Here is a 23,957-nt window from a genome sequence, read left to right as displayed (position 1 = left end):
CTGCCCGCCTCCACGCTAGCCTGCGCAAAACCAAAGGCGGAGACCCCACATGAGCTTTGACGACCTGATCGACCGACGCGGCAGCCACTGTGTCAAATGGGATATGATGGAAAGCATTTACGGCGTTCCGGCCGAGAACGGGTTGGCCATGTGGGTCGCCGACATGGATTTCCGCCCGCCGCAGGTCATTCTGGACAGCGTACAGGCGCAGGTGGATCACGGTGTCATCGGGTATTTCGGAGATGACAGCAAATATCGCGCCGCCATCCAGTGGTGGATGTCGGAACGGCATGGCTGGCAGGTCGAGGCCGACCACATCTTTACCACGCACGGGCTGGTGAACGGCACGGCCATGTGTGTCGATACCTTTACCCAGCCGGGGGACGGCGTGGTCCTCTTCACGCCCGTCTACCACGCCTTTGCCAAGGTCATCAAAGCGAACGGCCGCCGCGTGGTTGAATGCGAGATGGTGCAGACGAACGGCCGCTACGAGATGGACTTCGACGCCTATGACGCACAGATGGACGGGTCGGAACGGATGGTTATCCTCTGCTCGCCCCACAATCCCGGTGGCTGTGTCTGGAGCAAGGCGGAATTGCAGGCCGTCGCGGCCTTTGCCAAGCGTCACGACCTGATCCTGGTGTCCGACGAGATCCACCACGATCTGGTCATGCCCGGCAACACCCACATCCCAATGGCACATATCGACGGGATCGAAGACCGGCTGATCATGATGACGGCCACGACCAAGACGTTCAACATCGCCGGATCGCATTCGGGCAATGTCATCATCGCCGATCCGGATCTTCGCGCCAAGTTCGCCGCACGCATGATGGCGCTTGGTCTGTCGCCCAACTCTTTTGGCCTGTTTATGGCGACGGCCGCCTATTCTCCGGACGGTGCCGAATGGGTGGATGGATTGATCGAATATCTTGATGGCAATCGCCGTCTGTTCGACGAAGGTGTCAACGCCATCCCCGGCCTGTCATCGATGAAGCTCGATGCGACCTATCTCTCGTGGGTGGATTTCGCCGGCACAGGCATGTCGCGCGAGGAATTCACCAGTCGTGTGGAACAGGACGCGTGCATCGCCGTCAACCACGGGCCGACTTTTGGCAAGGGCGGCGACAGCTGGCTCCGCTTCAACATCGCCACGCCGCGCAGTCGCGTGCAAGAGGCTGTAGACCGCCTCACCAAGGCGTTCGGCGACCTACAGTAAGTACGGAAACGTACGGTTGATCAGTGCGCTTCGATCAACGCGACAGGGGCATCGACGCTCCGCTCGAAATCGAGCGGAGCGGTTGTCGATACAGCGGTCAACCGTTTGAACTCAAATCGCTTTTCGCCGCCCTCATCGTCGGATGCAACGATGAGACACTGAAACAGGTGGATCGAGCCATCATACAGATCAACAAAACCGCGAAGGTTGGGTGCGGTATTTGCATCAAGTGAGAAGCCGGTTTTCCACATGCGCAGCACGGGATAGGTCTGGCCATCTGCGGACAGCCGCAAACGCGACGCGGTTTTCAGAGCATTGAGCCGGGCGCTGTCGAGACCCGCTTGAACTTCTTTCGGCACAAAGGTCGACATGTCGAACCTCCTTTTATCCCCGCCGCTCAAGATGAAGCGTCCGCAGTTTCTTTCCAGTTAATTCAAAAAAAAGATTTTCGACTCTTTGCAAGTGTGCTTTCCGCGTGACTCTCGCGATGTGCGCAGGCGCAGGTATCATGCGCGAAATGCTGCATTTGCAGCATTGCCCGGATGCACTAGGTCTGACCAATAGCACAGGGAGTGATGCAATGGGATTGCTGGTGGACGGCGAATGGCACGACAAATGGTATGACACCAAGTCGAGCGGCGGAAAATTCGAACGCGCGGCTGCCAAGTTTCGCAACTGGATCACGGCGGACGGCCATCCGGGCCCGTCTGGAACGGGCGGCTTCAAGGCCGAAAGCGGGCGCTATCACCTCTATGTGTCCTATGCCTGCCCATGGGCGCATCGCGCGCTGATCTTTCGCCAACTCAAAGACCTTGAGGATCACATCACGATCTCCGCCGTGCACCCCGATATGCTGGGCGATGGATGGACCTTTCAAACCGATGATCATGGCGCAACCGGCGATACACTCTTCGACTTGCCTTTTGCCCGCGACATCTACACCAAAGCCGCCCCAAAATTTTCCGGTCGTGTGACCGTGCCCATCCTGTGGGACAAGGCGCAAAATACCATCGTCAGCAACGAAAGCTCGGAAATCATCCGCATGTTCAATACCGCGTTCGACGCGATTACGGGCAACACGGATGACTACTGGCCTGCGGAACTGCGCGACGACATCGCGCCGGTCAACGATCGTATCTACGACACGCTGAACAACGGCGTTTACAAGTCCGGCTTTGCCACGACCCAGGACGCCTATGATGCTGCCGTGCACCCACTGTTCGACACGCTGGACTGGCTCGAAGACCGTCTGAGCACGCGCCGTTACCTGATGGGTGATCGCATCACCGAAGCGGACTGGCGGCTGTTTACGACGCTGGTGCGGTTTGATCCGGTGTATCACCTGCACTTCAAATGCAACCGCAAACGCCTGATGGATTACCCGAACCTGTGGGCCTATACGCGCGAGCTATTCCAATGGCCAGGCGTTGCGGGCACCGTGAACATGGATCACATCGTGCGCCACTACCATTACAGTCACGAAAGCATCAATCCGCACCGGATCATCCCCATTAACCCGGAAGTCGATTTCAACGCCCCACATGGACGGGATCAACTGACCCCGTAATGCTCGACCATCGCCGCCAGATCTTCTGGCGGTGTTCCGGCTGGAACAAAGGCGCAGGCGTTGCTGGCATGGTTAAAGATCGACCCGTCTGAAAAGAATGACGTGTCGGTGACAAAGATCACGCGCGCATTGGGTCGGCGAAAGCTGGCAAAATCGGCAACGGCCAACGCGCTGCCCTGGGACAGAACCAGATCCAGCACGATAATGTCGGCATTTTCCTCGGATAGATGATTAACGGCTTCGTCCTGACTGTTTACCTGCGTGACGGAAAAGCCCTGGCGTTCCAGATGGCGACGCCACAGCGTCCCCAGTTCGGCCCGGCTTTCTACAATCAGAACGTCCATTCTTCACTCCACACCACATCATCACCGGCCCCGTGGCTGGTAGATGTGCCTAACCTATTAACAAAAGATTAATGAACGTAAAAACACATTAACATGATCGCGCAGTCTTGAATTTCGCGCGACAATCCGCTTTTTGCAGGCGCGTTGCCGCCTACTATGGCAGCGTCAACACAGGAGCCTTGTAGGTGGCATCCACACGTGATCACGGCGGCGGCCTCGATGCTGCGGTTGCCCGGTTTGGTGGAATGCGGGCGGATTGGGTCGACCTGTCCACCGGTATCAACCCTGTACCCTACCCAATTCCTGCGCTGTCAAAGGACGCGTGGACCGCGCTGCCGGATCAGGCGGCCATGGACAGGCTGCTGAGGGCGGCACGCGCGTTCTGGTCCGTCCCGGACGGTGCCGACATCCTCGCCGCATCGGGTGCGTCGGCTTTGATCGCGCAGATCCCAAGGCTCGCGCGCACGGGTCGCGTGTGCATACCCGCGCCTACCTATAACGAACATGCCGCAGCCTTTGACCTGAACGGCTGGCAGGTGGTCACAGATCAGCCCGCGTCGGCGGATGTGCGGGTGCACCCCAACAATCCAGACGGTACCGTTTGGTCCGCAAATGATCTGCAAGGCGATCTACGGATCATCGACGAAAGCTTTTGCGACGTCATGCCTGAGGCAAGTCTGATCGGTCACTCAACCCGCCCCGGTACGCTGATCCTCAAGAGCTTTGGCAAATTTTGGGGGCTGGCCGGGCTGCGGCTTGGGTTTGCTATTGGTGATGCGCAGCTCATTGCACATCTGCGCGACCATCTGGGTCCTTGGGCCGTCTCTGGCGTCGCGATGGACGTCGGCGCACAGGCCTTGGAGGATACCGGGTGGGCCGATCAAACCCGCGCACGGCTAATCGTTGATGCAGCGCGACTGGACAAGCTCGTTACCGCAAAGGGCGCGGAACTGTTGGGCGGCACCACGCTATTCCGTCTTTACCGTGTGGACGATGCAGCTGCGTGGCAATCGCGCCTCGCACAGGGCCACGTCTGGAGTCGCATCTTTCCATACGCATCCGACTGGATCAGGATCGGCCTGCCCGCACCGGAAGCGTGGGACCAACTCGTGGCCGCCTTGTGAGTGTTCTTGCCGTGGCGATGCTGCTTGATGCGGTCCTGGGCGAGCCGCGATGGCTGTGGTCACGTGCGCCTCACCCTGCCGTGTTGATGGGACGATTGGTGGGCGCGCTCGACACGCACCTCAATACCGGAACAAGTCGAAAGGCAATGGGCATCGTCGCAGTCGTCGTTCTGGTCACCAGTGCCGGTATACTCGGCCTGCTCCTGTCCCAACTTGGCACGGTGATCTCTGTGCTGACCGCCGCCGTATTGCTGGCGCAACGGTCGCTTGTCGACCATGTCCGCGCCGTCGCCGACGGGTTGCGCATGTCAGACGCCGCCGGGCGACGCGCCGTCGCCATGATCGTCAGCCGAGACGTGCGGGACGCCAACCCTTCTTCGGTATCCCGCTCCGCCATCGAGAGCCTGTCGGAAAACTTCAGCGATGGCGTGGTTGCACCCGCCTTCTGGTTTCTGATCGCAGGGCCGCCCGGCATCCTGATCTACAAGATCGTCAATACCGCTGACAGCATGGTGGGATATAGGACACCCAGGCACGCCGAATTCGGCTGGGCCGCCGCGCGTCTGGACGATCTGCTCAACTGGGTGCCTGCCCGCCTGACCGCGTTACTGATCGCCGCCGTTGGCGGTGTGCTCGGCACTTGGACGCTGATCAAACGGGATGCCGCGCTGCACCGGTCCCCCAATGCCGGCTGGCCCGAGGCGGCCATGGCGCAAAGCATGGGGCTCGCCCTTGCAGGGCCGCGCAGTTATGACGGAAAGATGCGCGATCTGGCATGGGTGAACGGATCAGGTCGGCGTGAGCTGACCCCGCGCGACATTGACGCCGCGGTTGTGATCGTGTGGAAGGCTTGGGGGGCCGCCGTGGCGGTCCTGTTTTTGTTTGGAGGAATGTCATGGGTGTTTTGAAACGGTGTGCCGCTGCGCTGGCCTTGATCGCGTTGCCGGGCCTCGCCGCAGCCCAGTGCGGCGGGTCGTTTTCGGCGTTCAAGGCAGGCCTCAAGGCGGAGGCGGCTACGCGTGGCATCGCTTCCGGTACCGCCGACGCGTTCCTGTCCGGTGTGCGTCAGGACAACGCCGTCCTGCGTGCCGACCGGTCACAGGGCGTATTCCAACGCCCCTTCGTCGACTTCTCCCGCCGCCTGATCTCGCAGAACCGCATCGACGCGGGCCGCGCCAAGGCCCGCCAATATGCCAGCGTGTTTGATCGGATCGAGCGCGACTATGGCCTGGACCGCAACGTCCTGCTGGCCTTCTGGGCGTTCGAGACGGATTACGGCGCTTTTCAGGGCGACTTCAACACCGCCAACGCGCTCGTGACGCTGGCCCATGACTGCCGCCGCCCGGACCTGTTCCGCCCGCAGGTCTTTGCCGCGATGGAGCTGTTTGCACGCGGCGCATTTGACCCCGCCCGCACGACGGGTGCCTGGGCGGGCGAGATCGGCATGGTCCAGATGCTGCCCGCCGACATTCTCGAGAACGGTGTGGACGGCGATGGCGACGGTGCCGTGCGGCTGAAAACCTCCGCGCCCGATGCGTTGATGTCTGGGGGCAAGATGTTGCAGCACCTCGGCTGGCGCGCAGGCGAGCCGTGGCTGCAAGAGGCGGTTGTCCCCGCCCAGATGGATTGGAGCCTGAGCGGCCTTGGCACCGTCAAATCGCCCGCCGACTGGCAAAAACTGGGCGTGCGCCCCCGTCAGGGCCAGTTTGCGAACCTGCCCGCGTCGCTGATCCTGCCACAGGGGCACAAGGGGCCCGCCTTTATCGCCTATCCGAATTTCAGCACTTATTTCGAGTGGAATCAAAGCTTTACTTACGTGCTGACAGCCGCCTACTTCGCGACCCGTCTGGCGGGCGCACCTGTCTATGACGCTGGCAATCCCGATCCCGGCCTGAACAGCGACCAGATGAAACGCCTCCAGACCAAGCTTCAGGCGCGCGGACATAACGTGGGCAAGATCGATGGCATTTTGGGCGCGGGCACTCGTGCCGCGGTGCAGTCCGAGCAGAAACGGCTGGGCCTGCCCGCCGACGCGTGGCCCACGGCGGCCCTGCTCGGGCGGCTCTGACCTGCGTCAGGCGACCAGCGTTTCGGCCTTTTTCAGGTCAACCGACACCAACTGGCTCACACCCTGTTCGGCCATCGTCACGCCAAACAAGCGGTCCATGCGCGCCATGGTCACCGCATGGTGCGTGATGATCAGGAACCGCGTGTCCGTCCGGCGGCACATCTCGTCCAGCAGGTCGCAGAACCGCGTGACGTTGGCATCGTCCAGCGGCGCGTCCACCTCGTCGAGCACACAGATCGGCGCCGGGTTGGCCAGAAACACGGCAAAGATCAACGCCATGGCCGTCAACGTCTGCTCGCCTCCCGACAACAGGCTCAGAGTCGACAGTTTCTTGCCCGGCGGTTGGCACATGATCTCCAGACCGGCCTCAAGCGGGTCGTCGCTCTCGACCATCACAAGGTTCGCCTCGCCACCGCCAAAAAGATGCGTGAACAGCAGCGAAAAGTTCGAATTGACCTGCTCGAACGCCGTCAACAGCCGTTCGCGCCCCTCACGGTTGAGGCTGGCAATACCGCTGCGCAGGGTCTTGATTGCCTCCTCGAGGTCGGATTTTTCCGCCACGAGCGTGTCATGTTCGACCTGCACCTCCTTGGCGTCCTCTTCGGCCCGCAGGTTCACCGCACCCAGCGCATCGCGCTGACGTTTCAGACGGTTCACCTCGGCCTCAAGCGCCTGAGTGCCAGGGATGTCATCGGGTGACATGTCCAACGTGCCCAAGAGCTGGTTGGGCGTCACCTGCGCCTCTTCAGCGATTCGTTCCGCAGCATAGCCAACCGTCTCGCGCGCAGCCTCCGCACGCGCTTCGGACCGGGCCCGCGCCTCACGCGCCTCGGATGCAAGACGCTCGCTCTCGCGCTCAGCGGTGGTGGCGTCGCGCAGCTTTGCCTCCGCCTCGGACAAGGTGTTGGACGCCTCGGCCTTGCGGGCCTCCGCGCGGGCAATCTCCTCGCCCAGTGCTGCGCGCTTGGCGGCCAGTTCGGCGGGCGTGGCCTCGGCAGCCTTCAACTCCGCCTCCGACGTGCCCTTGCGTTCCACCAACTCCGCCGTGCGCCGTTCCGCGGTTTCAAGCCGGTGCTTCCACCCGCTGACCTCTTTGGTGATCTCCTGCGCCCGTTTGGTGCGTGCCTCGCCGGTCCGGCGCAAGTCATCATGGGCGGACCGGCGCGACATCATGGTGATCCGCGCCGCCTCGACCGTCATGCGCAGGTCTTCTGCCTCGGCGCGGGCCGCCGCCAGATCTGGCAGATCGGCGAGGGCGGTTTCCGCCTCTGACACGCGGGCCCGTGCGCCCATCGCATCCTCTTCATGGCGTGTGACGGCCAGCCCAAGCGATTCGAGCCGCCCCTGCGCAAGGTTGCGGTCCGCCTCGGCCCGGCTCAGCGCGCGGGCGGCGTCGGCCACCATACGGTCCGCCTCGCGCCGGGCATGGCGGGCGCGCTTGTCGGCATCCGTCAACTCCGCCATCCGCGCGGTCAACGCCTCGTGCGCCTGCCGCGCGCCATCCGCCCGTGCCGTGGCACGCTCCAGCGATTGTTTCAATTCTTCCAACCGGTTGAGCTGTTGCAGACGCAATGCTGCCGCACTTGGCGCATCCTCGGCCCAGGCGCGGAACCCGTCCCACCGCCACAAATCGCCCTCGGGCGACACCAGCCGCTGACCCGGTTGCAACAGCGGCTGCAACCGCGCCGCGTCCTCGGCATCACACATGCCGATCTGGCTCATCCGCCGGACCAGAACATCGGGCACCGAGACATGTTGCGTCAGGGGCGTCACCCCATCGGGCAAAGCTTGCACAACGCCATAAGCGGGCAGGACCGACCACCCCGAGGGCCCGTCCGCATCCACCTCGGGCGCGCGCAGATCGTCGGCAAGGGCCGCGCCCAGCGCCTTTTCAAACCCCTGCTGTACCTGCAACCGGTCGAGGATCTGGCCACCCTCTGCCGTGTCCCGCTGCACCAGTTTGGCAAGCGCCCCGGTTTCAGCGCGCAGCGCGTTCATTTCGCCCTCGGCTTCGGATCGTTCCGCCCGTGCATCCGCCTCGCGCGACTGGGTCTCGGCCCGCGCCTCTTCTGCGGCGACAAGCGTCTCATCCGCCGCCCGCGCGGTTGCCTCGGCGGTGGCTGCCGCCGCCTGCGCCGCTTCGAAATCGGTGCCCGCCTTGTCCAGCGCCGCCTGGCTGGTCGCCACGGCATCGCGCGCCTTGGCCGCTTCGGCCTCCGACCGCTGCTCGACCTTGCGGCTGTCTTCCAGCAAACGCTGCGCCGACCCGTGCCGCGCCGCCAGACGTGCGACATCTTCGGTCTTGTCCGACTGATCCGATTCGCGGGCCTGCAACACCTGTCCCGCCTCGCGCGCCGCCGCGGCCGCCGCGGCCAGCAGGTCGGCATGGCCCTCGCTCGCCTTGGCGATTTCCGCCGCTTCCCATTCGAGCCGTTCGATGGTTTCGCCCGCGTCACGGTTCAACCCGCCCTCGCGCTCGATGTCGCGGCCCAGTTGCGCGATCCGCTGTGTCAGCGTCTCGATGGTCTGTGCCGCTTGCCGTTCCTGATCACTCAGCGTGTCGCGCTGCACCGCCAGACGTTGCAGGACCGCCGCCGCAATCGCCTCTTCCTCGCGCAACGGCGGCAGCGCGTCCTCGGCGGTCTGGCGGGCCTTGGCACTGATCCGCACCGCCCCTTCGGCCTGCGCCGCCGCTGTGGTCCGCGCGCGCAGCTCCTCATCCGCCACCGCGCGGGCTTCGTCCGCCTCTCGCCATCGGCGGTACAACAACTGCCCCTCGGACAAGCGCAGCTGTTCTCCGATCTCGCGATACCGCGCCGCCTGACGTGCCTGCCGCGCCAGTTGCGCCAGTTGCGCGGCCAGCTGTTCGATCACGTCATCAACGCGCGACAGGTTCTGCTCTGCGCCTTTCAGCTTCAGCTCCGCCTCGTGCCGCCGCTGGTACAGCCCCGAGATGCCCGCCGCCTCTTCGAGGATGCGGCGGCGGTTCTTTGGCTTTGCGTTGATCAGTTCGGCAATCTGCCCCTGCCGGACCAGCGCGGGCGAATGCGCCCCGGTGGACGCATCGGCAAAGAGCATCTGCACATCCCGCGCCCGCACGTCTTTGCCATTGGTCTTGTAGGCACTGCCCACATCGCGCGTGATGCGGCGGACAATTTCCAGCGTATCCTGATCATTGAACCCCGCCGGTGCCAGCCGTTCGGAATTGTCCATATGCAGGCTGACTTCGGCAAAGTTGCGCGCAGGCCGCGTCGCTGCCCCGGCAAAGATCACGTCCTCCATCCCGCCACCGCGCATGGCCGTAGGGCGGTTTTCCCCCATCACCCAGCGCAACGCCTCAAGCAGGTTGGATTTGCCGCACCCGTTCGGCCCCACAACGCCCGTCAGCCCGTCCGCGATGATCAGATCGGTCGGATCGACAAAGGATTTGAATCCTGTGAGCCTGAGTTTCGAAAAGCGCAATGGGCCGGGCCTGTGCTGTGGTCACTGGGCTGGTATCGTGCGGGCCACACATGGCGTCTGTCAACGACTTACCCACCACAAAATGCGCACAAACCCGGTTTATCCACAAGATATTGCGGTCATCCAAGTCAGATCAGGTCGCAATCCAGATCAAGCACCAGTTCATTCGTCGCCGGACTGATATAGCTGTCGAGGGTGATGCAGTCGTATTCCCCCTGCGGTTTCAACCGGTCAACCGCCGGGCCACCCTTGCCGCATTTCAGGATGCCGGTCGCCTGCGCCTGATCGCCCCGCACCTCCTTGACCGGGCATCCGCTGACCATCTCCATCGCCCGCTTGGCCCGCGCATTGATGGGACCAAACCGGGGCGCGTACTCGACATTGGTGCGGATCGCCTCGGCCAAACGGCCATTCACCCGCACGTCAAAGGTAGAGCCGTCAACGGTGACGGTCGTTGCGGGCAACCCGCGAAAATGCGGGCCCGCCGTGTGACAGGACGGCAGGACAAACAGCAGAACACCAAGGACGGACAAAGACAGGGTACGCATGACCTCACTCTTCGCCGTTCGTGGTTAACAGTCCGTTAATCCCCGCCCAGCATCGCCTTGAAGGCGTGCCACGACGCCTTGGGGGTCCGCTCCAACGTCTCGAAATCGACATGCACAAGGCCAAAGCGTTTCTCGTACCCCAGCGCCCACTCGTAATTGTCCATGAGCGACCAGGCCATGTACCCTTTCAACGGCACGCCCGCCGCAATCGCGTCCCGAACGGCGGCCAGGTGGCTCTGGAAATAAGCGATGCGCGCATCGTCCTGCACCACTCCGCCGGCCACAGTGTCCGCATTGGACATCCCGTTTTCCGTCACGAACAGCGGCAAATCACCCGTGTACTCCGCCGCCGTCCGCACCAGAAAATCGCGCAGCCCCTGCGGATAGATCTCCCACCCCATCTGCGTTTTGGGCAGGGGGCCGGGCACGCTGTTGTGGTGCGGCCATGGCCCATCATTGGGCGCGATGATCGACCGGGTATAGTAATTCACCCCCGCCCAGTCGAGCGGCGCAGTGATTGTCCCGAAATCGTCCTGCCATCCGTCGGGCAGATGCGGGCCCAGAGCGTCCACCACACGGTCCGGATAGCGCCCCTTGAACGCACCCGAAATGTAGAAGTGGTTGTAGTAGTCATCATAAAGTGCCGCCGCCTCCGCTGCCTCCGCGCGGTCATCGGCGGGCGTCGCCCACTCCATGTTGAAAACGGCGCCCAGATTGGACAGCCCCATGCCGCGCATGCGTTCGATGGCCGTGCCATGGGCTAGCAAAACGTGGTGCATCGCACGCGCCGCCGCACGGATATCGCGCGTCCCCGGCGCGTGATGGCCCAGGAAATGCGACAGGAACGCCACGCACCAGAACTCGTTGATGGTGGCGACCGAATACATCCGGTCGCCGATGCGCCCCATGATCGTCTCGGCAAAATCCGCGAGCCATCCGGCGATGTCGCGGTTGCGCCACCCGCCCTTGTCCTGCAAAGCCGACGGCAATTCCCAATGATACAGCGTCGCGCAGGGTTTCAGACCCCGCTCCAGCATCGCGTCGGTCAGCCGGTCATAGAAATCCAGCCCTTCGGGATTCACGGTCCGCCCGTCCGGCATCACCCGCGCCCAGCTGGTCGAGAACCGGTAGGCGTCAAAACCAGCGGCCTGCAACAGGTCGAGGTCCGCCTCGTAGCGGTGGTAGTGATCACAGGCCAGCGCGCCATCCTCGCCGCGCACGACATTGCCGGGCCCGGCGGCAAAATCGTCCCAGATGGTGCGGCCAGCCCCGCCATGGGCATGACCTTCGATCTGATACGCAGAGGTGGCGGCCCCAAAGACGAACCCTTGGGGAAAATCGGAACGGGAATGGGTGAACATGGTCAGTCCTTGCAGTGATCCGTCGAAGACCCGATGACGAACTCGGCCTCCCACAGGGTCTGTTGATGGGGCGCGCCGGGGTCTGCGATCCGGTCCAGCAGCATCTGCGCCAGCGCGGCCCCCGCGGCGCGCACCGACGATTGCATGGCCGTGAACACGGGCACATCGCCCCCATTGCCGAAATAGCTCAGGCAGTCGTCAAAGGTCACGATCGACACATCGCGCCCCGGCTTCATCCCGCGTTCGTCCAGCGCACGGCGCACGCCGGCGGCGCAGATGATGGACGCAGCAAGAAACGCCGTGGGCGGCTCCGGCCGATCCAGCATGCGCGCGGCACAGGCATGGCCGTAATCCTCGGTCATCTCGCCACGGGCCATCAGGTCCGGATCAACCGCGATCCCGGCCTCTTCCAGCGCGGCTTCGAATCCCTGACGGCGGCGAATCGCGAAATCCAGCTCTTCCTGCCCGTTGATCAGCGCAATGCGCCGGTGGCCCAGCCCGGTCAGATAGGCCGCCGCATCGCGGAACGCGCGCCGGTTGTTCACGTCGAGCCACGAATAGGGCACGCTTGCCCCCGTCGACCGGCCATGCACCACAAACGGCAACCCGATCTCGGTCAGCAGCGGCAAACGCGGGTCGGCTTTGCGCGGCGCGTGAACCACCAGCCCGTCCACGGCGCCCCGGGCCTTGAGGTTGCGATAGACGTCTTCTTCGCCGTCCTTGCCCACGCGGGTGACCATCATGTCGTAACCATGCGCGGCATAGGTCTCGCCCGCCCCAGCCATGAAATCCCCAAAGATCGGGTTCACCATCTCACCCGAATCATTCACCGAAATCACGTGCCCGATACAGCGCGACAGCCCGGTCGCGAGGCTTTGCGCACGGGTATTCGGGCTGTAGCTGTGCGCCTGCGCCGCTGCGACCACGCGGGCACGCGTGGCCTCCGATACTTCGGGATAACCGTTCAGCGCACGGCTGACCGTGGTCTGGCTCAGACCCAGCAATTGAGAGAGTTCCTTGAGATTCACGGCGTTTCCGGTCCAAAGCGTTTTGGTTTTGGCGACGCTACCCAAGTGTGAGCCGCGCGTCAAAACCTTCGGTGTTTGAACGTGTCCGTGTTAAAATAATATCACCGCAACACAGCACAGCGTTTGACAGACTCGATTTTTTGAGCGACGTTCACCGCATTCCAAAGCGCTTTGACAACTTTGAAGACGCGCTTCCGACCGGTTGATCATCCGGTCACTTGGACACCTTTGGGAGGAAGATACAAATGACCAAGACACTTCTGGCCAGCGCCGCAGCGTTGGCTATCACAGCTGCGACCGTGCATGCGGACGGCCACCTGGCATTCGCGCCGGGTGAAGGCCCGTTCAGCTGGGACAGCTATGACGCATGGGCGGCAAACGCTCCGGATCTGAGCGGCCAGACCGTGACCATCTTTGGCCCCTGGCTGACACCCGAGGACGGGTATCTCGACAACGCCCTGGCCTATTTCGAAGCGGCCACAGGCGCGGACGCGATCTACACCGGGTCGGATTCGTTCGAACAGCAGATCGTGATCGACGCCGAAGCGGGCTCCGCCCCCAACGTCGCCGTGTTCCCGCAGCCGGGTCTGGCGGCCGTCATGGCTTCCAAGGGCCAGCTGCACCCGCTGCCCGCAGGCACAGGCGACTGGGTTGCCAACAACTATGCGGCGGGCCAGTCCTGGGTTGATCTGGGCACCTATGCCGACGCCGATGGCAACGACCAGATGTACGGCTTCTTCTACAACGTGAACGTCAAGTCGCTCGTGTGGTACAACCCCGAGAACTTCGAGGACGCGGGCTATGACGTGCCCGAGACCATGGAAGACCTCAAGGCGCTGACCGATCAGATCGTCGCCGACGGCGAGGTGCCATGGTGCATCGGTCTGGGATCCGGTGCCGCGACAGGCTGGCCCGCGACCGACTGGGTCGAGGACATGATGCTGCGCACCGTGTCGCCCGACGTCTATGACCAGTGGACCACCAACGAGATCCCGTTCAACGACGACCGTGTCGTCGCCGCGATCGAGGAATTCGGCTGGTTTGCACGCGATGACGCAAAAGTATCAGGCGGCGCGGGTGCCGTGGCCTCCACGGACTTCCGCGACAGCCCCAAAGGCCTCTTCACCTCGCCCCCGCAGTGCTACATGCACCGTCAGGCGTCGTTTGTGCCGGCCTTCTTCCCCGAAGATGTTGAATTTGGTGTCGACACCAACTTCTTCTACTTCCCCTCCTACGCTTCCAAGGATCTGGGCAACCCGGTTCTGGGCGGCGGTACGCTGATGGCGATCACCGATCCGTCGGACGCCACCAACGCGCTGATGGAGTTCTTCCAGCTGCCGCTGAGCCACGAGATCATGATGGCGCAGACCGGCTTCCTGACGCCGCACAACGGTGTGAACCTCGACGCCTACAAGGACGACACGCTGCGGTCGCTGGGCGAGGTTCTGCTGGGTGCCACCACATTCCGGTTCGACGGCTCTGACCTGATGCCCGGCGGTGTTGGCGCAGGCACATTCTGGACCGGCATGGTCGACTATACCGGTGGCAAGGACGCCGCCGCGGTCGCCTCCGACATCCAGGACAGCTGGGACGCGCTCAAGTAAGCGCACCTCCACTCACGACATCGATCAGTCCGCGCATGCCGCGGGCTGATCCAAGACAAAGACCGCAAGGTCACCCAAGACCAAACTTGGTCTCTGGCAAGGGAGACGTGCCATGAACCCCGCACTCTTAGGATTGATCACGATCGTCGCCGGCGTTGGCGGTTGCATCGGCTACTTCTATTTTTCCAACCAGATCCTGGACAAGGTGATCTTTCCGGCCACCGGGCCGGACGCAGGGCGGAACATCAACCGCGCCAACATGGTGCGCCCGTGGCTGTTCCTGTTCCCCGCCATGTTCGCGCTGGGTCTGTATCTGGCCTACCCCGTTTTCGAAACATTGCGCCTGTCGCTGACCGACCGCGATCAGGGCGGCGCGTTTGTGGGCCTTGCCAACTACCAGCAAATGGCCGCCGAGCCGAAATTCTGGGAGGCGCTGCGCAACAACCTGCTGTGGCTGATTGTCGTACCCGCCGCCTCCACCGCCTTTGGCCTTCTGGCCGCACAACTGACCGACCGGATCAAATGGGGGTCCATCGCGAAATCCCTGATCTTCATGCCCATGGCGATTTCATTCGTCGGTGCGGGCGTGATCTTCAAACTGGTCTATGAAACCCGCCCCGCGGATCAGAACCAGATCGGCATCCTCAACGCGGTCTGGCTGCAATTCGACGGCGGCTTCGGGTCTTTCCTGATGTTGCAGGCCCTGCCCACGCTCATCCTTTTGTCCTTTGCGGGCATCGTCGCCTATGTCGGCTGGATATTCGTGCGCCCCATCGCCGAAAGCCGCCAGAACGGCGGCGGCGCGGGATTTGTACCACTGCGCCTCTTTGTCGGGGTGGCCGCACTTTACCTCGTCTACCTGTCGCTGACCTCGCTCATCGGCGTGTTCACCTTCGACTACCCCTACGGCGAACCACAGACATGGCTGACCATTCCATTCTGGAACTCCTTCCTGCTGATGGTGGTGCTGATCTGGATCCAGACCGGCTTTGCCATGGTGATCCTGTCGGCCGCCCTGCGCGGCATCCCCGAGGAAACGGTCGAGGCCGCCATCGTCGATGGCGCCAACCCGTTCCAGATCTTCTTCAAGATCAAGGTGCCGCAGATCATGGGCACCATCGTCGTGGTCTGGACCACGATCACCATCACCGTTCTCAAGGTCTTTGACATCGTGTTCGCCATGACAAACGGCCAGTGGGAAACCCAGGTTCTCGCCAACTACATGTTCGACAAACTGTTCCGCGCCAATGACTGGGGTGTCGGATCGGCGGCGGCCATCGTGATCATGATCATGGTGTCCCCGATCCTGATCTGGAACGTCTACAACGCCCGCAAGGAGATGAAATGATGGCCCGCGATCGCAAGGAGCAAAATCATGGATAATATTGCTGGTTCCAAATCGTCCCTTGGCTGGGTCGTCAACATCTCGGTCGTGCTGCTGGTCGCCTTGTGGGTCTTCCCGACCTTCGGCCTGCTGGTGTCCTCCTTCCGCACCGCCGACCAGATCACCGGGTCGGGCTGGTGGGCGTCCCTGTTCCCGTCCGAGCAAACCGAACGCTTCCGCGCCAACGACCCGGATGAAAACCGCATCGAACGCGACGGGCTCTTCGTGGTCGAAGGCAACATCTTCGAGGAAAACGGCGGCTCTGGCGATATCCAGAGCTGGGGCACATCCTCGCGCGCCGTCGACGCCTACAAACCCGGCGACGTCGCCGATCTGGGCGACGGAGAGACATTCTCCGTCGATGCAGCCGGCAATTATGTCTGGTCAGGCAATGACGAACAGATCTCGGGCCGCGGGCAACGCGCCTTTGTGACCGCCGTGTCGCCGCCCGAATTCACCACCGAAAACTACGTCAACATCATGACCAGTGGTGACAGCAACGACAACATGGCCAAGGCGTTCTTCAACACGCTGACGGTCACGATCCCGGCCACGATCATTCCCATTGTCGTCGCGGCCTTTGCCGCCTATGCGCTGGCGTGGATGGACTTTCCCGGCCGTGCGATCCTGATTGCCTGCGTTGTGGGGCTGCTGGTGGTGCCGCTGCAACTGGCGCTGATCCCGCTGTTGAAACTGCATGTGGGCGTCGGCATCGGCAAAGGCTACCTCGGCGTCTGGCTGGCCCATACAGGGTTCGGGCTACCGCTCGCGATATACCTCTTGCGAAACTACATGGTCGGCCTGCCCCGCGACATCATCGAAAACGCCAAGGTGGACGGCGCGACGGACTTCCAGATCTTTACCAAGATCATCCTCCCACTGTCGTTCCCTGCCTTGGCGTCCTTTGCCATCTTCCAGTTCCTGTGGACATGGAACGACCTGCTCGTGGCCAAAGTGTTCCTGATCGACTCAACGGGTCAGACCACCGTGATGACCGACCAGATCGTGAACCTGCTGGGCACTCGGGGCGGCAACTGGGAAATCCTTGCAACGGCGGCCTTCGTGTCGATTGCGGTGCCGCTGTGCGTCTTCTTTGCAATGCAGAAATACCTCGTGCGCGGCCTCTTGGCCGGCTCGGTGAAATAAAGGTTCAAGATGAACAAGAAAGCAGAATTCGACATGCCCAAGGTTATGGACGTCGATACCGATTGGTGGCGCGGTGCGGTCATCTACCAGATCTATCCGCGCAGCTATCAGGACAGCAATGGCGACGGCATCGGCGACCTTCTGGGCATCGTCCAGCGCCTGCCGCATATCGCATCGCTGGGTGTGGACGCGATCTGGATCTCACCGTTCTTTACCTCGCCGATGAAGGACTTCGGCTATGACGTCAGCAACTATTGCGACGTGGACCCGATGTTCGGCACGCTGGCGGATTTCGACGCGCTGGTCGACACCGCGCACAATCTTGGCCTGCGGGTAATGATCGATCTGGTGCTCAGCCACACCAGCGAAGAACACCCGTGGTATCAGGACAGCATCCAGAGCCGCGACAGCGACAAGGCCGACTGGTATGTCTGGTCCGACCCCAAGCCCGACGGCACGCCGCCCAACAACTGGCTATCGATCTTTGGCGGCCCCGCCTGGACATGGGAACCGCGGCGCGAGCAGTATTACCTGCACAACTTCCTGTCGACGCAACCCGACCTGAACTTCCACAACCCGGATGTGCAGGACGCGCTGCTGGACGTCACGCGCTTCTGGCTGGATCGCGGCGTGGACGGGTTCCGCCTCGACACGATCAACTTCTACTATGCCGACAAGGACTTGCGCAGCAATCCGCCCCTGCCCCCGGAAAAGCGGAACGCCAATATCGCGCCCGCGGTAAACCCCTATAACCACCAGGAACACATCTATTCCAAGAACCAGCCCGAGAACCTCGCGTTTCTGGGCCGGTTCCGCGCGCTCTTGGACGAATACCCCGGCACCGCCGCCGTCGGAGAGGTGGGCGATGCCCAACGCGGGCTGGAACTGCTGGGCCAATACACCGCCGGAACCACGGGCGTGCAGATGTGCTATGCGTTCGAATTCCTCGCCAAGGAGCCGCTGACCGCCGCGCGCATTGCGCAGGTGTTCGAAGAGGTCGACACCGTCGCCGCCCAAGGCTGGGCCTGCTGGGCGTTTTCCAACCACGACGTCATGCGCCACATCAGCCGCTGGAACCTGACACCCGCAGCTGCGCGCGCCTATGCGACGCTGATCCTGTGCCTGCGCGGCTCCGTCTGCCTCTACCAGGGCGAAGAACTTGGCCTGCCCGAAGCGGACGTCGCCTTCGAGGATCTGCAAGACCCCTACGGGATCGAGTTCTGGCCCGAGTTCAAGGGCCGCGACGGGTGCCGCACTCCGATGGTCTGGGAACAGTCGAACCAGAACGGCGGCTTTTCCACCGGCCACCCGTGGCTGCCGGTCAGCTCCGAACACCTGAACCACTCGGTCGCCGCACAGGAGGCGGACCCCGCAGCTCTCCTGCATCACTACCGCCGCGCCATCAGCTTCCGGCGCACGCATCCGGCGCTGGTCAAGGGCGACCACGCGGACATGACGGCAACCGGCACGGTGATCCACTTCACCCGCACTGCGGGCGACCAGACGCTGTTCTGTGCGTTCAACCTGGGCGACGACCCCGCAACCATTCCGGCGCCGGATGGCGACTGGGTCACCGTCGGCTCCGAACTGGGCAGCACGGGCCCCGGCCCCGACGGCGATCTGCATCTGGGGCCCTGGCAAGTGGCCCTGTCACTCAGGACCTGAAGACAACTGACGAATACCCGCCCGATCCAACGGGCGACGATGGGAGGAACTACCATGGCCGATTTGAAACTGACCGATGTCGCCAAGACCTACGGTGGCACGGTCAACGTACTCAACAACATCAACCTCGACATCCAGAAGGGCGAGTTGATCGTCTTTGTCGGCCCCTCGGGCTGTGGCAAGTCGACCCTGCTGCGGATGATCGCCGGGCTGGAAAAGATTTCGGACGGCACGCTCGAGATCGACGGCACCATCGTTAACGATGTGCCCCCGGCACAGCGCGGCATCGCCATGGTGTTCCAGTCCTACGCGCTCTATCCGCACATGACCGTGCGCGACAACATGACCTTTGCGCTCAAGCTGGCCAAAAAGTCGAACGAAGAGATCAACGCAGCCGTCGACAAGGCCGCGCGTATCCTCCAGCTCGAACCCTACCTCGACCGCCTGCCCAAGGCGCTCTCCGGGGGCCAGCGTCAACGGGTCGCCATCGGCCGCTCCATCGTGCGCGACCCCAAGGTGTATCTCTTTGACGAACCGCTCTCGAACCTCGACGCCGCCCTGCGCGTCGCCACCCGGATCGAGATTGCGCAGCTCAAGGAATCCATGCCCGATAGCACCATGATCTACGTCACCCACGATCAGGTGGAGGCGATGACGCTCGCCACCCGCATCGTCGTGCTGGCCAACAAGGGCATCGCCCAGGTGGGCAGCCCGCTGGAGCTGTACGAGCGGCCCGAGAACGAATTCGTGGCCCAGTTCATCGGCTCCCCGTCTATGAACCTGCTGCCGGGCGAGATCGTGGAAACCGGCGCGGTGACCAAGGTCAAGATGGACAGCGGTTTGATGATGTCCTCCGCCGTGCCGACGACAGATGCCGACATGGGCCTCAAGGTGAATGTCGGTGTCCGTCCTGAGGATATGACCGTCACCACAGGCGAGGCCGTCTATGAGGGCGTCGTGGACTTCACCGAAGCCTTGGGCGAGGTGACAATCCTCTACTTCAAGGCCGAGGGCGACGCACAGGCGGTTCTGGCCAAGATGCCCGGCATCCACCAGGACCTGCGCGGCAAAACCGTCAAAGTCGGCGCTGACCCGGCCAAGGTCCAGCTCTTCCACAATGGCACATCGCTCTACTACCGCTGAGCGTCACGCCTGATCGAACAAGGCCGCCGACCGGTCCAGCATCAACTGGCTGATGATGGGTCCGGCGGCCGCGCCAATGCCGCGCGCATTGGCCCCGATCTGGCCCTCTGCGGTGATGGGCCGGATCAGACCGCGCATGTCCTTGGTGGCCAGCGCATCGCGCGTCATCGTCACAAGACGCGCGCGTATGCCCGGCGGCATCGCCCCGTCGATCACGATCGCCTCGAAATCCAGAACCGCACAGGCCGCCACCGTGGCCGTGGCCAGGGCATCCGCAGTCTGGCGCAGCCACGGTTCCACGAACGGCTCCAGATGCGACCAGTCCTGCGGCTGCTGCCACAGCTGCCGCGGATCGTGCCCCGCGTGGATCAGGTGCAGCTCCAGCGTGCGGATCGACGCCAGGTCAATCAGATGCGCGGGCCGCCCGTCCAGATCAACGACAGGCAAGGTGCCCAGCGCGCCCGCGTTGCGCTGATTGCCTTCGAACACCGCGTGATCCAGCACCACGCCCCCGCCGACAAAGGCCCCCAGAAAGAAATAAAGGTAATCGCGATACTCGCGCCCCACGCCAAAGATATGTTCTGCCCGGCACGCCGCCGTCGCATCGTTGACCATATGCGCAGGCAACCCGGTGATCCGGTGCGCCTCTTCTGCAAAATCAACGTCCTTCCACGCGGCGAACTGCTCCTCCGGGGCGCCCAGCAACTCGTGCCAGCTCCACAGCTCGAACGGTGCGGCAATCCCCACTCCGCAGATCCGGTGCCGCATGTCATCCGGCATCGCCGCCATCAACTCGGCATAGCCGTTGTTCAGAAAGGAAAACACGTTGCTGGGCAGCGGGTAATCATAGGTCTCGCGCAGCTGGTACCGCACCTGCCCCATCATATCGAGAACCAGCAGGTCGGCACTCCGCCGCCCCACCTTGAGCCCGATGGAAAACACCCCGTCAGGGTTCAGCGCAAAGGGCACCGACGGCTTGCCCACCTTGCCCTTGACCGGATCCCCCTTGGACAACAGGCCGTCCTGCTCCAGCTTGCGCAGGATCACCGACGCTGTCTGCGGCGACAACCCGGTCCGCCGCGCCAGATCGCTGCCGGGCAACGCGCCATTGCGTTGCAGGATCGACATCAGCAGCCGTTCATTATAGGCGCGAACGCCCGTCTGATTGATGCCTCCGGACAGACTGCGCACGTGGTCCAAGGTCATTGACCGCTCCTTCCCGCCTCATCCTCTATGTCATGGATTAATAAATCAAGTTGAATTATTAATTGACAGTCTAACAGAATCGCGTTTCCCTTAGGGCAGTTGTTTCCGGACGTACACGTGCGGCGCGACCACTTTTTTGGGAGGACACCATGAAGAAACTACTTTTGAGCACGGCGTGTGCAGTGACAGCCATGGCCGGGGCCGCATTTGCGGATGGCCACGGCGTATCGGCCTGCCTGATTACCAAAACGGACACGAACCCGTTCTTCGTGAAGATGCGCGAAGGTGCGGCCGCCAAGGCCGAAGAGCTGGGCGTGAACCTCAGCTCTTACGCGGGCAAGGTGGATGGCGACCACGAAACGCAGGTGCAGGCAATTGAAACCTGCATCGCCAACGGGGCCAAGGGCATCCTGCTGACCGCCTCCGACACTGCCTCCATCGTGCCGGTGGTGCAGCAGGCGCGCGACGCAGGCCTGCTGGTCATCGCGCTCGACACGCCGCTGGAACCGATTGACGCAGCGGACATGACGTTCGCAACGGACAACTTCCTCGCCGGTGAACTGATCGGCGCATGGGCCGCCGCCACGCTGGGCGACGCCGCAGCGGATGCCAAGATCGGGATGCTCGACCTCGCCATCAGCCAGCCCACCGTGGGTGTGCTGCGCGATCAGGGCTTCCTCACCGGCTTTGGCATCGACATTGGTGACCCAAACAAATGGGGCGACGAAACCGACGCCCGCATCGTCGGCAATGACGTGACCGCCGGCAACGAAGAAGGCGGCCGCCGCGCGATGGAGAACCTGCTGGCCAAAGACCCCTTCATCAACGTGGTCTACACCATCAACGAACCCGCCGCTGCCGGTGCCTATGAGGCGCTCAAGGCGATTGGTCGTGAAAACGACGTGCTGATCGTGTCCGTCGACGGCGGCTGCCCCGGCGTGCAGAACGTGGCCGATGGCGTGATCGGCGCCACATCGCAGCAATACCCGCTGCTGATGGCATCTCTGGGCATCGAGGCGATTGCCGCATGGGCCAAGGACGGCACCAAGCCCGAAGCCACAGATGGCAAGGCGTTCTTTGACACGGGCGTCGCCCTGGTCACGGACAAGCCCGCCGACGGTGTGGACAGCATCTCGGTCGCCGAAGGCAAGGACCTCTGCTGGGGCTGATCCCGCCGCAGCATACCTGACCTAACGCATCGGGGGGCGGGCATCACGCCTGCCCCCCGTCTTGCCCGAGGAAACGCCACCCCATGTCCCCATCCGACAATTACGAATCTGCCGTCTCGACCGCCGACGCCAAGGTCGCCGAGTTCGAAGACACGCGCAAAGGCCTTGTGGGCCGCCTGCAACACACCCTGCACCAGACACCGTCTCTGGTGCCACTGACGGTCCTGCTGTTCTCGATTGCCCTTTTCGGCATCCTCTTGGGATCACGCTTCTTTTCGCCCTTCGCGCTGACGCTGATCCTGCAACAGGTGCAGATCGTGGGCGTGCTGGCCGCCGCGCAGACACTGATCATCCTGACCGCGGGCATCGACCTCAGCGTGGGCGCGATTGCCGTGCTGTGCACCGTGGTGATGGGCAAGGCCACGTTCCAATACGGCGTGCCGCCGGCCGTGTCCGTGGCCATCGGCATGACCGTTGGCACCGCACTGGGCGCGATCAGTGGCTGGCTGGTCAGCCGCATGAAACTGCCCCCCTTCATCGTGACGCTGGGCATGTGGCAGATCGTGCTCGCCGCGAATTACCTCTATTCCGAAAACGAAACCATCCGGTCCCAGGACATCGAGGCCGAGGCCGCCTTCCTGCAATTCCTCGGCACCAAGATCCAGTTTGGCGGCGCCACGTTCACCTTTGGTGTCGTGGTGATGATCGGCCTCTTTGTCGGGCTGGCCTATGTGCTGCGATCAACCGCGTGGGGGCGGCATGTCTATGCCGTGGGCGACGACCCCGAAGCGGCCGAGCTTTCGGGCGTGGACGTGCACAAGACCTACATGACCGTCTACATGACCGCCGGGTTCATCTGCGCGCTGGCGGGGTGGGTGATGATCGGGCGCTTTGGCTCCATCTCTCCGTCGGCCACGACCGGTGTGATCGGCAACATCCAGTCCATCACCGCCGTTGTGATCGGGGGCATCTCGCTCTTTGGCGGGCGCGGCTCGATTGCCGGGGCGCTCTTTGGGGCGCTGATCGTGGGCGTGTTCGAACTGGGCCTGCGCATGGCCGGGGCCGACCCGCAATGGACCTTCATGTTGATCGGCGTGCTGATCATCGCAGCCGTCGCCGTGGATCAATGGATCCGGAAAGTGAGCGCGTAATGGAACCCATCCTCAAGGCACGCGGCCTCGTCAAACGCTATGGCAAGGTAACCGCACTGGACCACGCCGACTTTGACCTGATGCCCGGCGAAATCCTCGCCGTGATCGGCGACAACGGCGCGGGCAAATCCTCGATGATCAAGGCCGTGTCGGGCGCGGTTGTCCCGGACGAGGGGCAAGTCTGGCTCGAAGGGCGCGAGGTCAACTTCCGCTCGCCCATCGACGCCCGCGCCGAAGGGATCGAAACGGTCTATCAACAGCTGGCCATGTCCCCGGCCCTGTCCATCGCCGACAACATGTTCATGGGCCGCGAGATCCGCAAACCGGGTCTGATGGGCAAGGTGTTCCGCCGTCTCGACAAATCCGCGATGGAGGCGTTCGCCCGCGAAAAGCTGAACGAACTGGGCCTCGCCACGATCCAGAACATCAACCAGGCGGTTGAATCGCTGTCGGGCGGGCAACGCCAAGGCGTCGCCGTGGCGCGTGCCGCGGCATTCGGGTCCAAGGTGGTGATCCTGGATGAACCCACCGCGGCCCTCGGCGTCAAGGAAAGCCGCAAGGTGCTGGAACTGATCCAGGACGTACGCGCCCGCGGGATTCCGATCATCCTGATCAGCCACAACATGCCCCACGTGTTCGAGATCGCCGACCGCATCCACGTGCACCGGCTGGGCAAACGGCTCTGCGTAATCGACCCCAAGGAACATTCGATGTCCGACGCCGTCGCTTACATGACCGGCGCGGCAGAGCCGGAGATGGCGGCCTGAT

At 63.0% G+C, this 23,957-nt stretch carries 20 protein-coding genes; 13 read left to right on the top strand and 7 right to left on the bottom strand.

Annotated features, from left to right (window positions below; genetic code table 11):
- The first annotated feature begins 49 nt into the window (after window positions 1–49).
- Window positions 50–1,219 carry a MalY/PatB family protein gene (locus Q0949_RS02440; RefSeq protein ID WP_299368069.1) on the top strand — a complete coding sequence of 390 codons (1,170 nt, stop codon included), beginning with the start codon at window positions 50–52 and terminating at the stop codon, window positions 1,217–1,219.
- A gap of 20 nt (window positions 1,220–1,239) precedes the next feature.
- Here the strand turns inward: Q0949_RS02440 and Q0949_RS02435 are convergent, their stop codons facing one another.
- Entirely contained in the window at window positions 1,240–1,590 is a 351-nt protein-coding gene (locus tag Q0949_RS02435; protein ID WP_299368067.1) for a hypothetical protein, read from the bottom strand.
- Between the two features lie 209 nt (window positions 1,591–1,799).
- On the opposite strand from Q0949_RS02435, the gene Q0949_RS02430 reads away from it, so the two are divergent.
- The gene (locus Q0949_RS02430) at window positions 1,800–2,786 is read left to right on the top strand and encodes a glutathione S-transferase family protein (RefSeq protein WP_299368064.1); all 987 of its coding nucleotides are present in this window, start codon (window positions 1,800–1,802) and stop codon (window positions 2,784–2,786) included.
- Here Q0949_RS02430 and Q0949_RS02425 read toward each other — a convergent pair.
- Window positions 2,771–3,130, bottom strand: a complete 360-nt coding sequence (locus tag Q0949_RS02425; RefSeq protein ID WP_299368061.1) for a response regulator — start codon at window positions 3,128–3,130, stop codon at window positions 2,771–2,773. The two genes, Q0949_RS02430 and Q0949_RS02425, sit on opposite strands and share 16 nt — an antisense overlap.
- 185 nt (window positions 3,131–3,315) lie before the next feature.
- Between Q0949_RS02425 and Q0949_RS02420 the strand changes: the two genes are divergently transcribed.
- From Q0949_RS02420 to Q0949_RS02410, 3 genes are read left to right on the top strand one after another with little or no spacing between them, the layout of a single operon-like run.
- Window positions 3,316–4,254 carry a threonine-phosphate decarboxylase gene (locus Q0949_RS02420; protein WP_299368058.1) on the top strand — a complete coding sequence of 313 codons (939 nt, stop codon included), beginning with the start codon at window positions 3,316–3,318 and terminating at the stop codon, window positions 4,252–4,254.
- Window positions 4,255–4,271: 17 nt separating this feature from the next.
- Complete coding sequence (gene cbiB, locus Q0949_RS02415; RefSeq protein ID WP_299369473.1) at window positions 4,272–5,162, top strand: adenosylcobinamide-phosphate synthase CbiB; 891 nt, start codon at window positions 4,272–4,274, stop codon at window positions 5,160–5,162.
- The gene (locus Q0949_RS02410; protein WP_299368055.1) at window positions 5,150–6,322 is read left to right on the top strand and encodes a lytic murein transglycosylase; all 1,173 of its coding nucleotides are present in this window, start codon (window positions 5,150–5,152) and stop codon (window positions 6,320–6,322) included. The genes cbiB and Q0949_RS02410 overlap by 13 nt, the downstream gene beginning before the upstream one ends.
- Window positions 6,323–6,328: 6 nt before the next feature.
- Here Q0949_RS02410 and smc read toward each other — a convergent pair whose 3' ends face one another.
- From smc to Q0949_RS02390, 4 genes are all read right to left on the bottom strand, one after another.
- Window positions 6,329–9,784, bottom strand: coding sequence for a chromosome segregation protein SMC (gene smc, locus Q0949_RS02405; protein ID WP_299368052.1), 3,456 nt, complete (start codon window positions 9,782–9,784; stop codon window positions 6,329–6,331).
- Window positions 9,785–9,912: 128 nt separating this feature from the next.
- Complete coding sequence (locus Q0949_RS02400) at window positions 9,913–10,332, bottom strand: hypothetical protein (RefSeq protein WP_299368049.1); 420 nt, start codon at window positions 10,330–10,332, stop codon at window positions 9,913–9,915.
- Between the two features lie 35 nt (window positions 10,333–10,367).
- Window positions 10,368–11,693, bottom strand: coding sequence for a GH1 family beta-glucosidase (locus Q0949_RS02395; protein ID WP_299368046.1), 1,326 nt, complete (start codon window positions 11,691–11,693; stop codon window positions 10,368–10,370).
- Window positions 11,694–11,695: 2 nt separating this feature from the next.
- A complete protein-coding gene (locus Q0949_RS02390) occupies window positions 11,696–12,721 on the bottom strand; it encodes a substrate-binding domain-containing protein (protein ID WP_299368043.1) in 1,026 nt (341 codons plus the stop codon).
- 245 nt (window positions 12,722–12,966) lie between these two features.
- Between Q0949_RS02390 and Q0949_RS02385 the strand changes: the two genes are divergently transcribed.
- The 5 genes from Q0949_RS02385 to ugpC all read left to right on the top strand — a co-directional run bounded on the left by Q0949_RS02385 (window position 12,967) and on the right by ugpC (window position 19,663).
- On the top strand, window positions 12,967–14,325 hold the full coding sequence (locus Q0949_RS02385; protein ID WP_299368040.1) for an ABC transporter substrate-binding protein: 1,359 nt from the start codon (window positions 12,967–12,969) through the stop codon (window positions 14,323–14,325).
- A 112-nt stretch (window positions 14,326–14,437) separates the two neighbouring features.
- Window positions 14,438–15,673 (top strand): sugar ABC transporter permease, encoded by a 1,236-nt coding sequence (locus tag Q0949_RS02380; RefSeq protein ID WP_299368038.1) that lies wholly within the window; start codon window positions 14,438–14,440, stop codon window positions 15,671–15,673.
- Window positions 15,674–15,700: 27 nt separating this feature from the next.
- Window positions 15,701–16,855: a carbohydrate ABC transporter permease gene (locus Q0949_RS02375; RefSeq protein ID WP_299368036.1), complete on the top strand. Its 1,155-nt coding sequence runs from the start codon at window positions 15,701–15,703 to the stop codon at window positions 16,853–16,855.
- A gap of 9 nt (window positions 16,856–16,864) precedes the next feature.
- Entirely contained in the window at window positions 16,865–18,520 is a 1,656-nt protein-coding gene (locus Q0949_RS02370; RefSeq protein ID WP_299368033.1) for an alpha-amylase family glycosyl hydrolase, read from the top strand.
- Window positions 18,521–18,574: 54 nt separating this feature from the next.
- The gene (gene ugpC, locus Q0949_RS02365) at window positions 18,575–19,663 is read left to right on the top strand and encodes a sn-glycerol-3-phosphate ABC transporter ATP-binding protein UgpC (RefSeq protein ID WP_299368030.1); all 1,089 of its coding nucleotides are present in this window, start codon (window positions 18,575–18,577) and stop codon (window positions 19,661–19,663) included.
- A 3-nt stretch (window positions 19,664–19,666) separates the two neighbouring features.
- Here ugpC and Q0949_RS02360 read toward each other — a convergent pair whose 3' ends face one another.
- A complete protein-coding gene (locus Q0949_RS02360) occupies window positions 19,667–20,869 on the bottom strand; it encodes an ROK family transcriptional regulator (protein WP_299368028.1) in 1,203 nt (400 codons plus the stop codon).
- A gap of 149 nt (window positions 20,870–21,018) precedes the next feature.
- Here Q0949_RS02360 and Q0949_RS02355 point away from each other — a divergent pair, with 149 nt between their 5' ends.
- From Q0949_RS02355 to Q0949_RS02345, 3 genes are all read left to right on the top strand, one after another.
- A complete protein-coding gene (locus Q0949_RS02355; protein ID WP_299368025.1) occupies window positions 21,019–22,038 on the top strand; it encodes a sugar ABC transporter substrate-binding protein in 1,020 nt (339 codons plus the stop codon).
- Between the two features lie 83 nt (window positions 22,039–22,121).
- Entirely contained in the window at window positions 22,122–23,189 is a 1,068-nt protein-coding gene (locus Q0949_RS02350) for an ABC transporter permease (protein ID WP_299368022.1), read from the top strand.
- Window positions 23,189–23,956, top strand: coding sequence for an ATP-binding cassette domain-containing protein (locus tag Q0949_RS02345; RefSeq protein ID WP_299295043.1), 768 nt, complete (start codon window positions 23,189–23,191; stop codon window positions 23,954–23,956). The genes Q0949_RS02350 and Q0949_RS02345 overlap by 1 nt, the downstream gene beginning before the upstream one ends.
- Window position 23,957 lies beyond the last annotated feature (1 nt).

The organism is uncultured Tateyamaria sp., from assembly GCF_947487805.1.
In the GTDB taxonomy this organism is placed as follows: domain Bacteria; phylum Pseudomonadota; class Alphaproteobacteria; order Rhodobacterales; family Rhodobacteraceae; genus Tateyamaria.
Note: the sequence above shows the minus strand (reverse complement) of the source record. Positions and strands in the feature narration are given on the sequence as shown.

Coding starts and splice junctions, on each gene's coding strand:
- Q0949_RS02350 (WP_299368022.1), top strand. CDS start 22,122: ATGTCCCCATCCGACAATTACGAATCTGCCGTCTCGACCGCCGACGCC.
- Q0949_RS02400 (WP_299368049.1), bottom strand. CDS start 10,332: ATGCGTACCCTGTCTTTGTCCGTCCTTGGTGTTCTGCTGTTTGTCCTG.
- Q0949_RS02375 (WP_299368036.1), top strand. CDS start 15,701: ATGGATAATATTGCTGGTTCCAAATCGTCCCTTGGCTGGGTCGTCAAC.
- Q0949_RS02435 (WP_299368067.1), bottom strand. CDS start 1,590: ATGTCGACCTTTGTGCCGAAAGAAGTTCAAGCGGGTCTCGACAGCGCC.
- Q0949_RS02360 (WP_299368028.1), bottom strand. CDS start 20,869: ATGACCTTGGACCACGTGCGCAGTCTGTCCGGAGGCATCAATCAGACG.
- Q0949_RS02380 (WP_299368038.1), top strand. CDS start 14,438: ATGAACCCCGCACTCTTAGGATTGATCACGATCGTCGCCGGCGTTGGC.
- Q0949_RS02345 (WP_299295043.1), top strand. CDS start 23,189: ATGGAACCCATCCTCAAGGCACGCGGCCTCGTCAAACGCTATGGCAAG.
- Q0949_RS02385 (WP_299368040.1), top strand. CDS start 12,967: ATGACCAAGACACTTCTGGCCAGCGCCGCAGCGTTGGCTATCACAGCT.
- Q0949_RS02370 (WP_299368033.1), top strand. CDS start 16,865: ATGAACAAGAAAGCAGAATTCGACATGCCCAAGGTTATGGACGTCGAT.
- ugpC (WP_299368030.1), top strand. CDS start 18,575: ATGGCCGATTTGAAACTGACCGATGTCGCCAAGACCTACGGTGGCACG.
- Q0949_RS02395 (WP_299368046.1), bottom strand. CDS start 11,693: ATGTTCACCCATTCCCGTTCCGATTTTCCCCAAGGGTTCGTCTTTGGG.
- Q0949_RS02355 (WP_299368025.1), top strand. CDS start 21,019: ATGAAGAAACTACTTTTGAGCACGGCGTGTGCAGTGACAGCCATGGCC.
- Q0949_RS02440 (WP_299368069.1), top strand. CDS start 50: ATGAGCTTTGACGACCTGATCGACCGACGCGGCAGCCACTGTGTCAAA.
- Q0949_RS02430 (WP_299368064.1), top strand. CDS start 1,800: ATGGGATTGCTGGTGGACGGCGAATGGCACGACAAATGGTATGACACC.
- cbiB (WP_299369473.1), top strand. CDS start 4,272: ATGCTGCTTGATGCGGTCCTGGGCGAGCCGCGATGGCTGTGGTCACGT.
- Q0949_RS02410 (WP_299368055.1), top strand. CDS start 5,150: ATGGGTGTTTTGAAACGGTGTGCCGCTGCGCTGGCCTTGATCGCGTTG.
- Q0949_RS02425 (WP_299368061.1), bottom strand. CDS start 3,130: ATGGACGTTCTGATTGTAGAAAGCCGGGCCGAACTGGGGACGCTGTGG.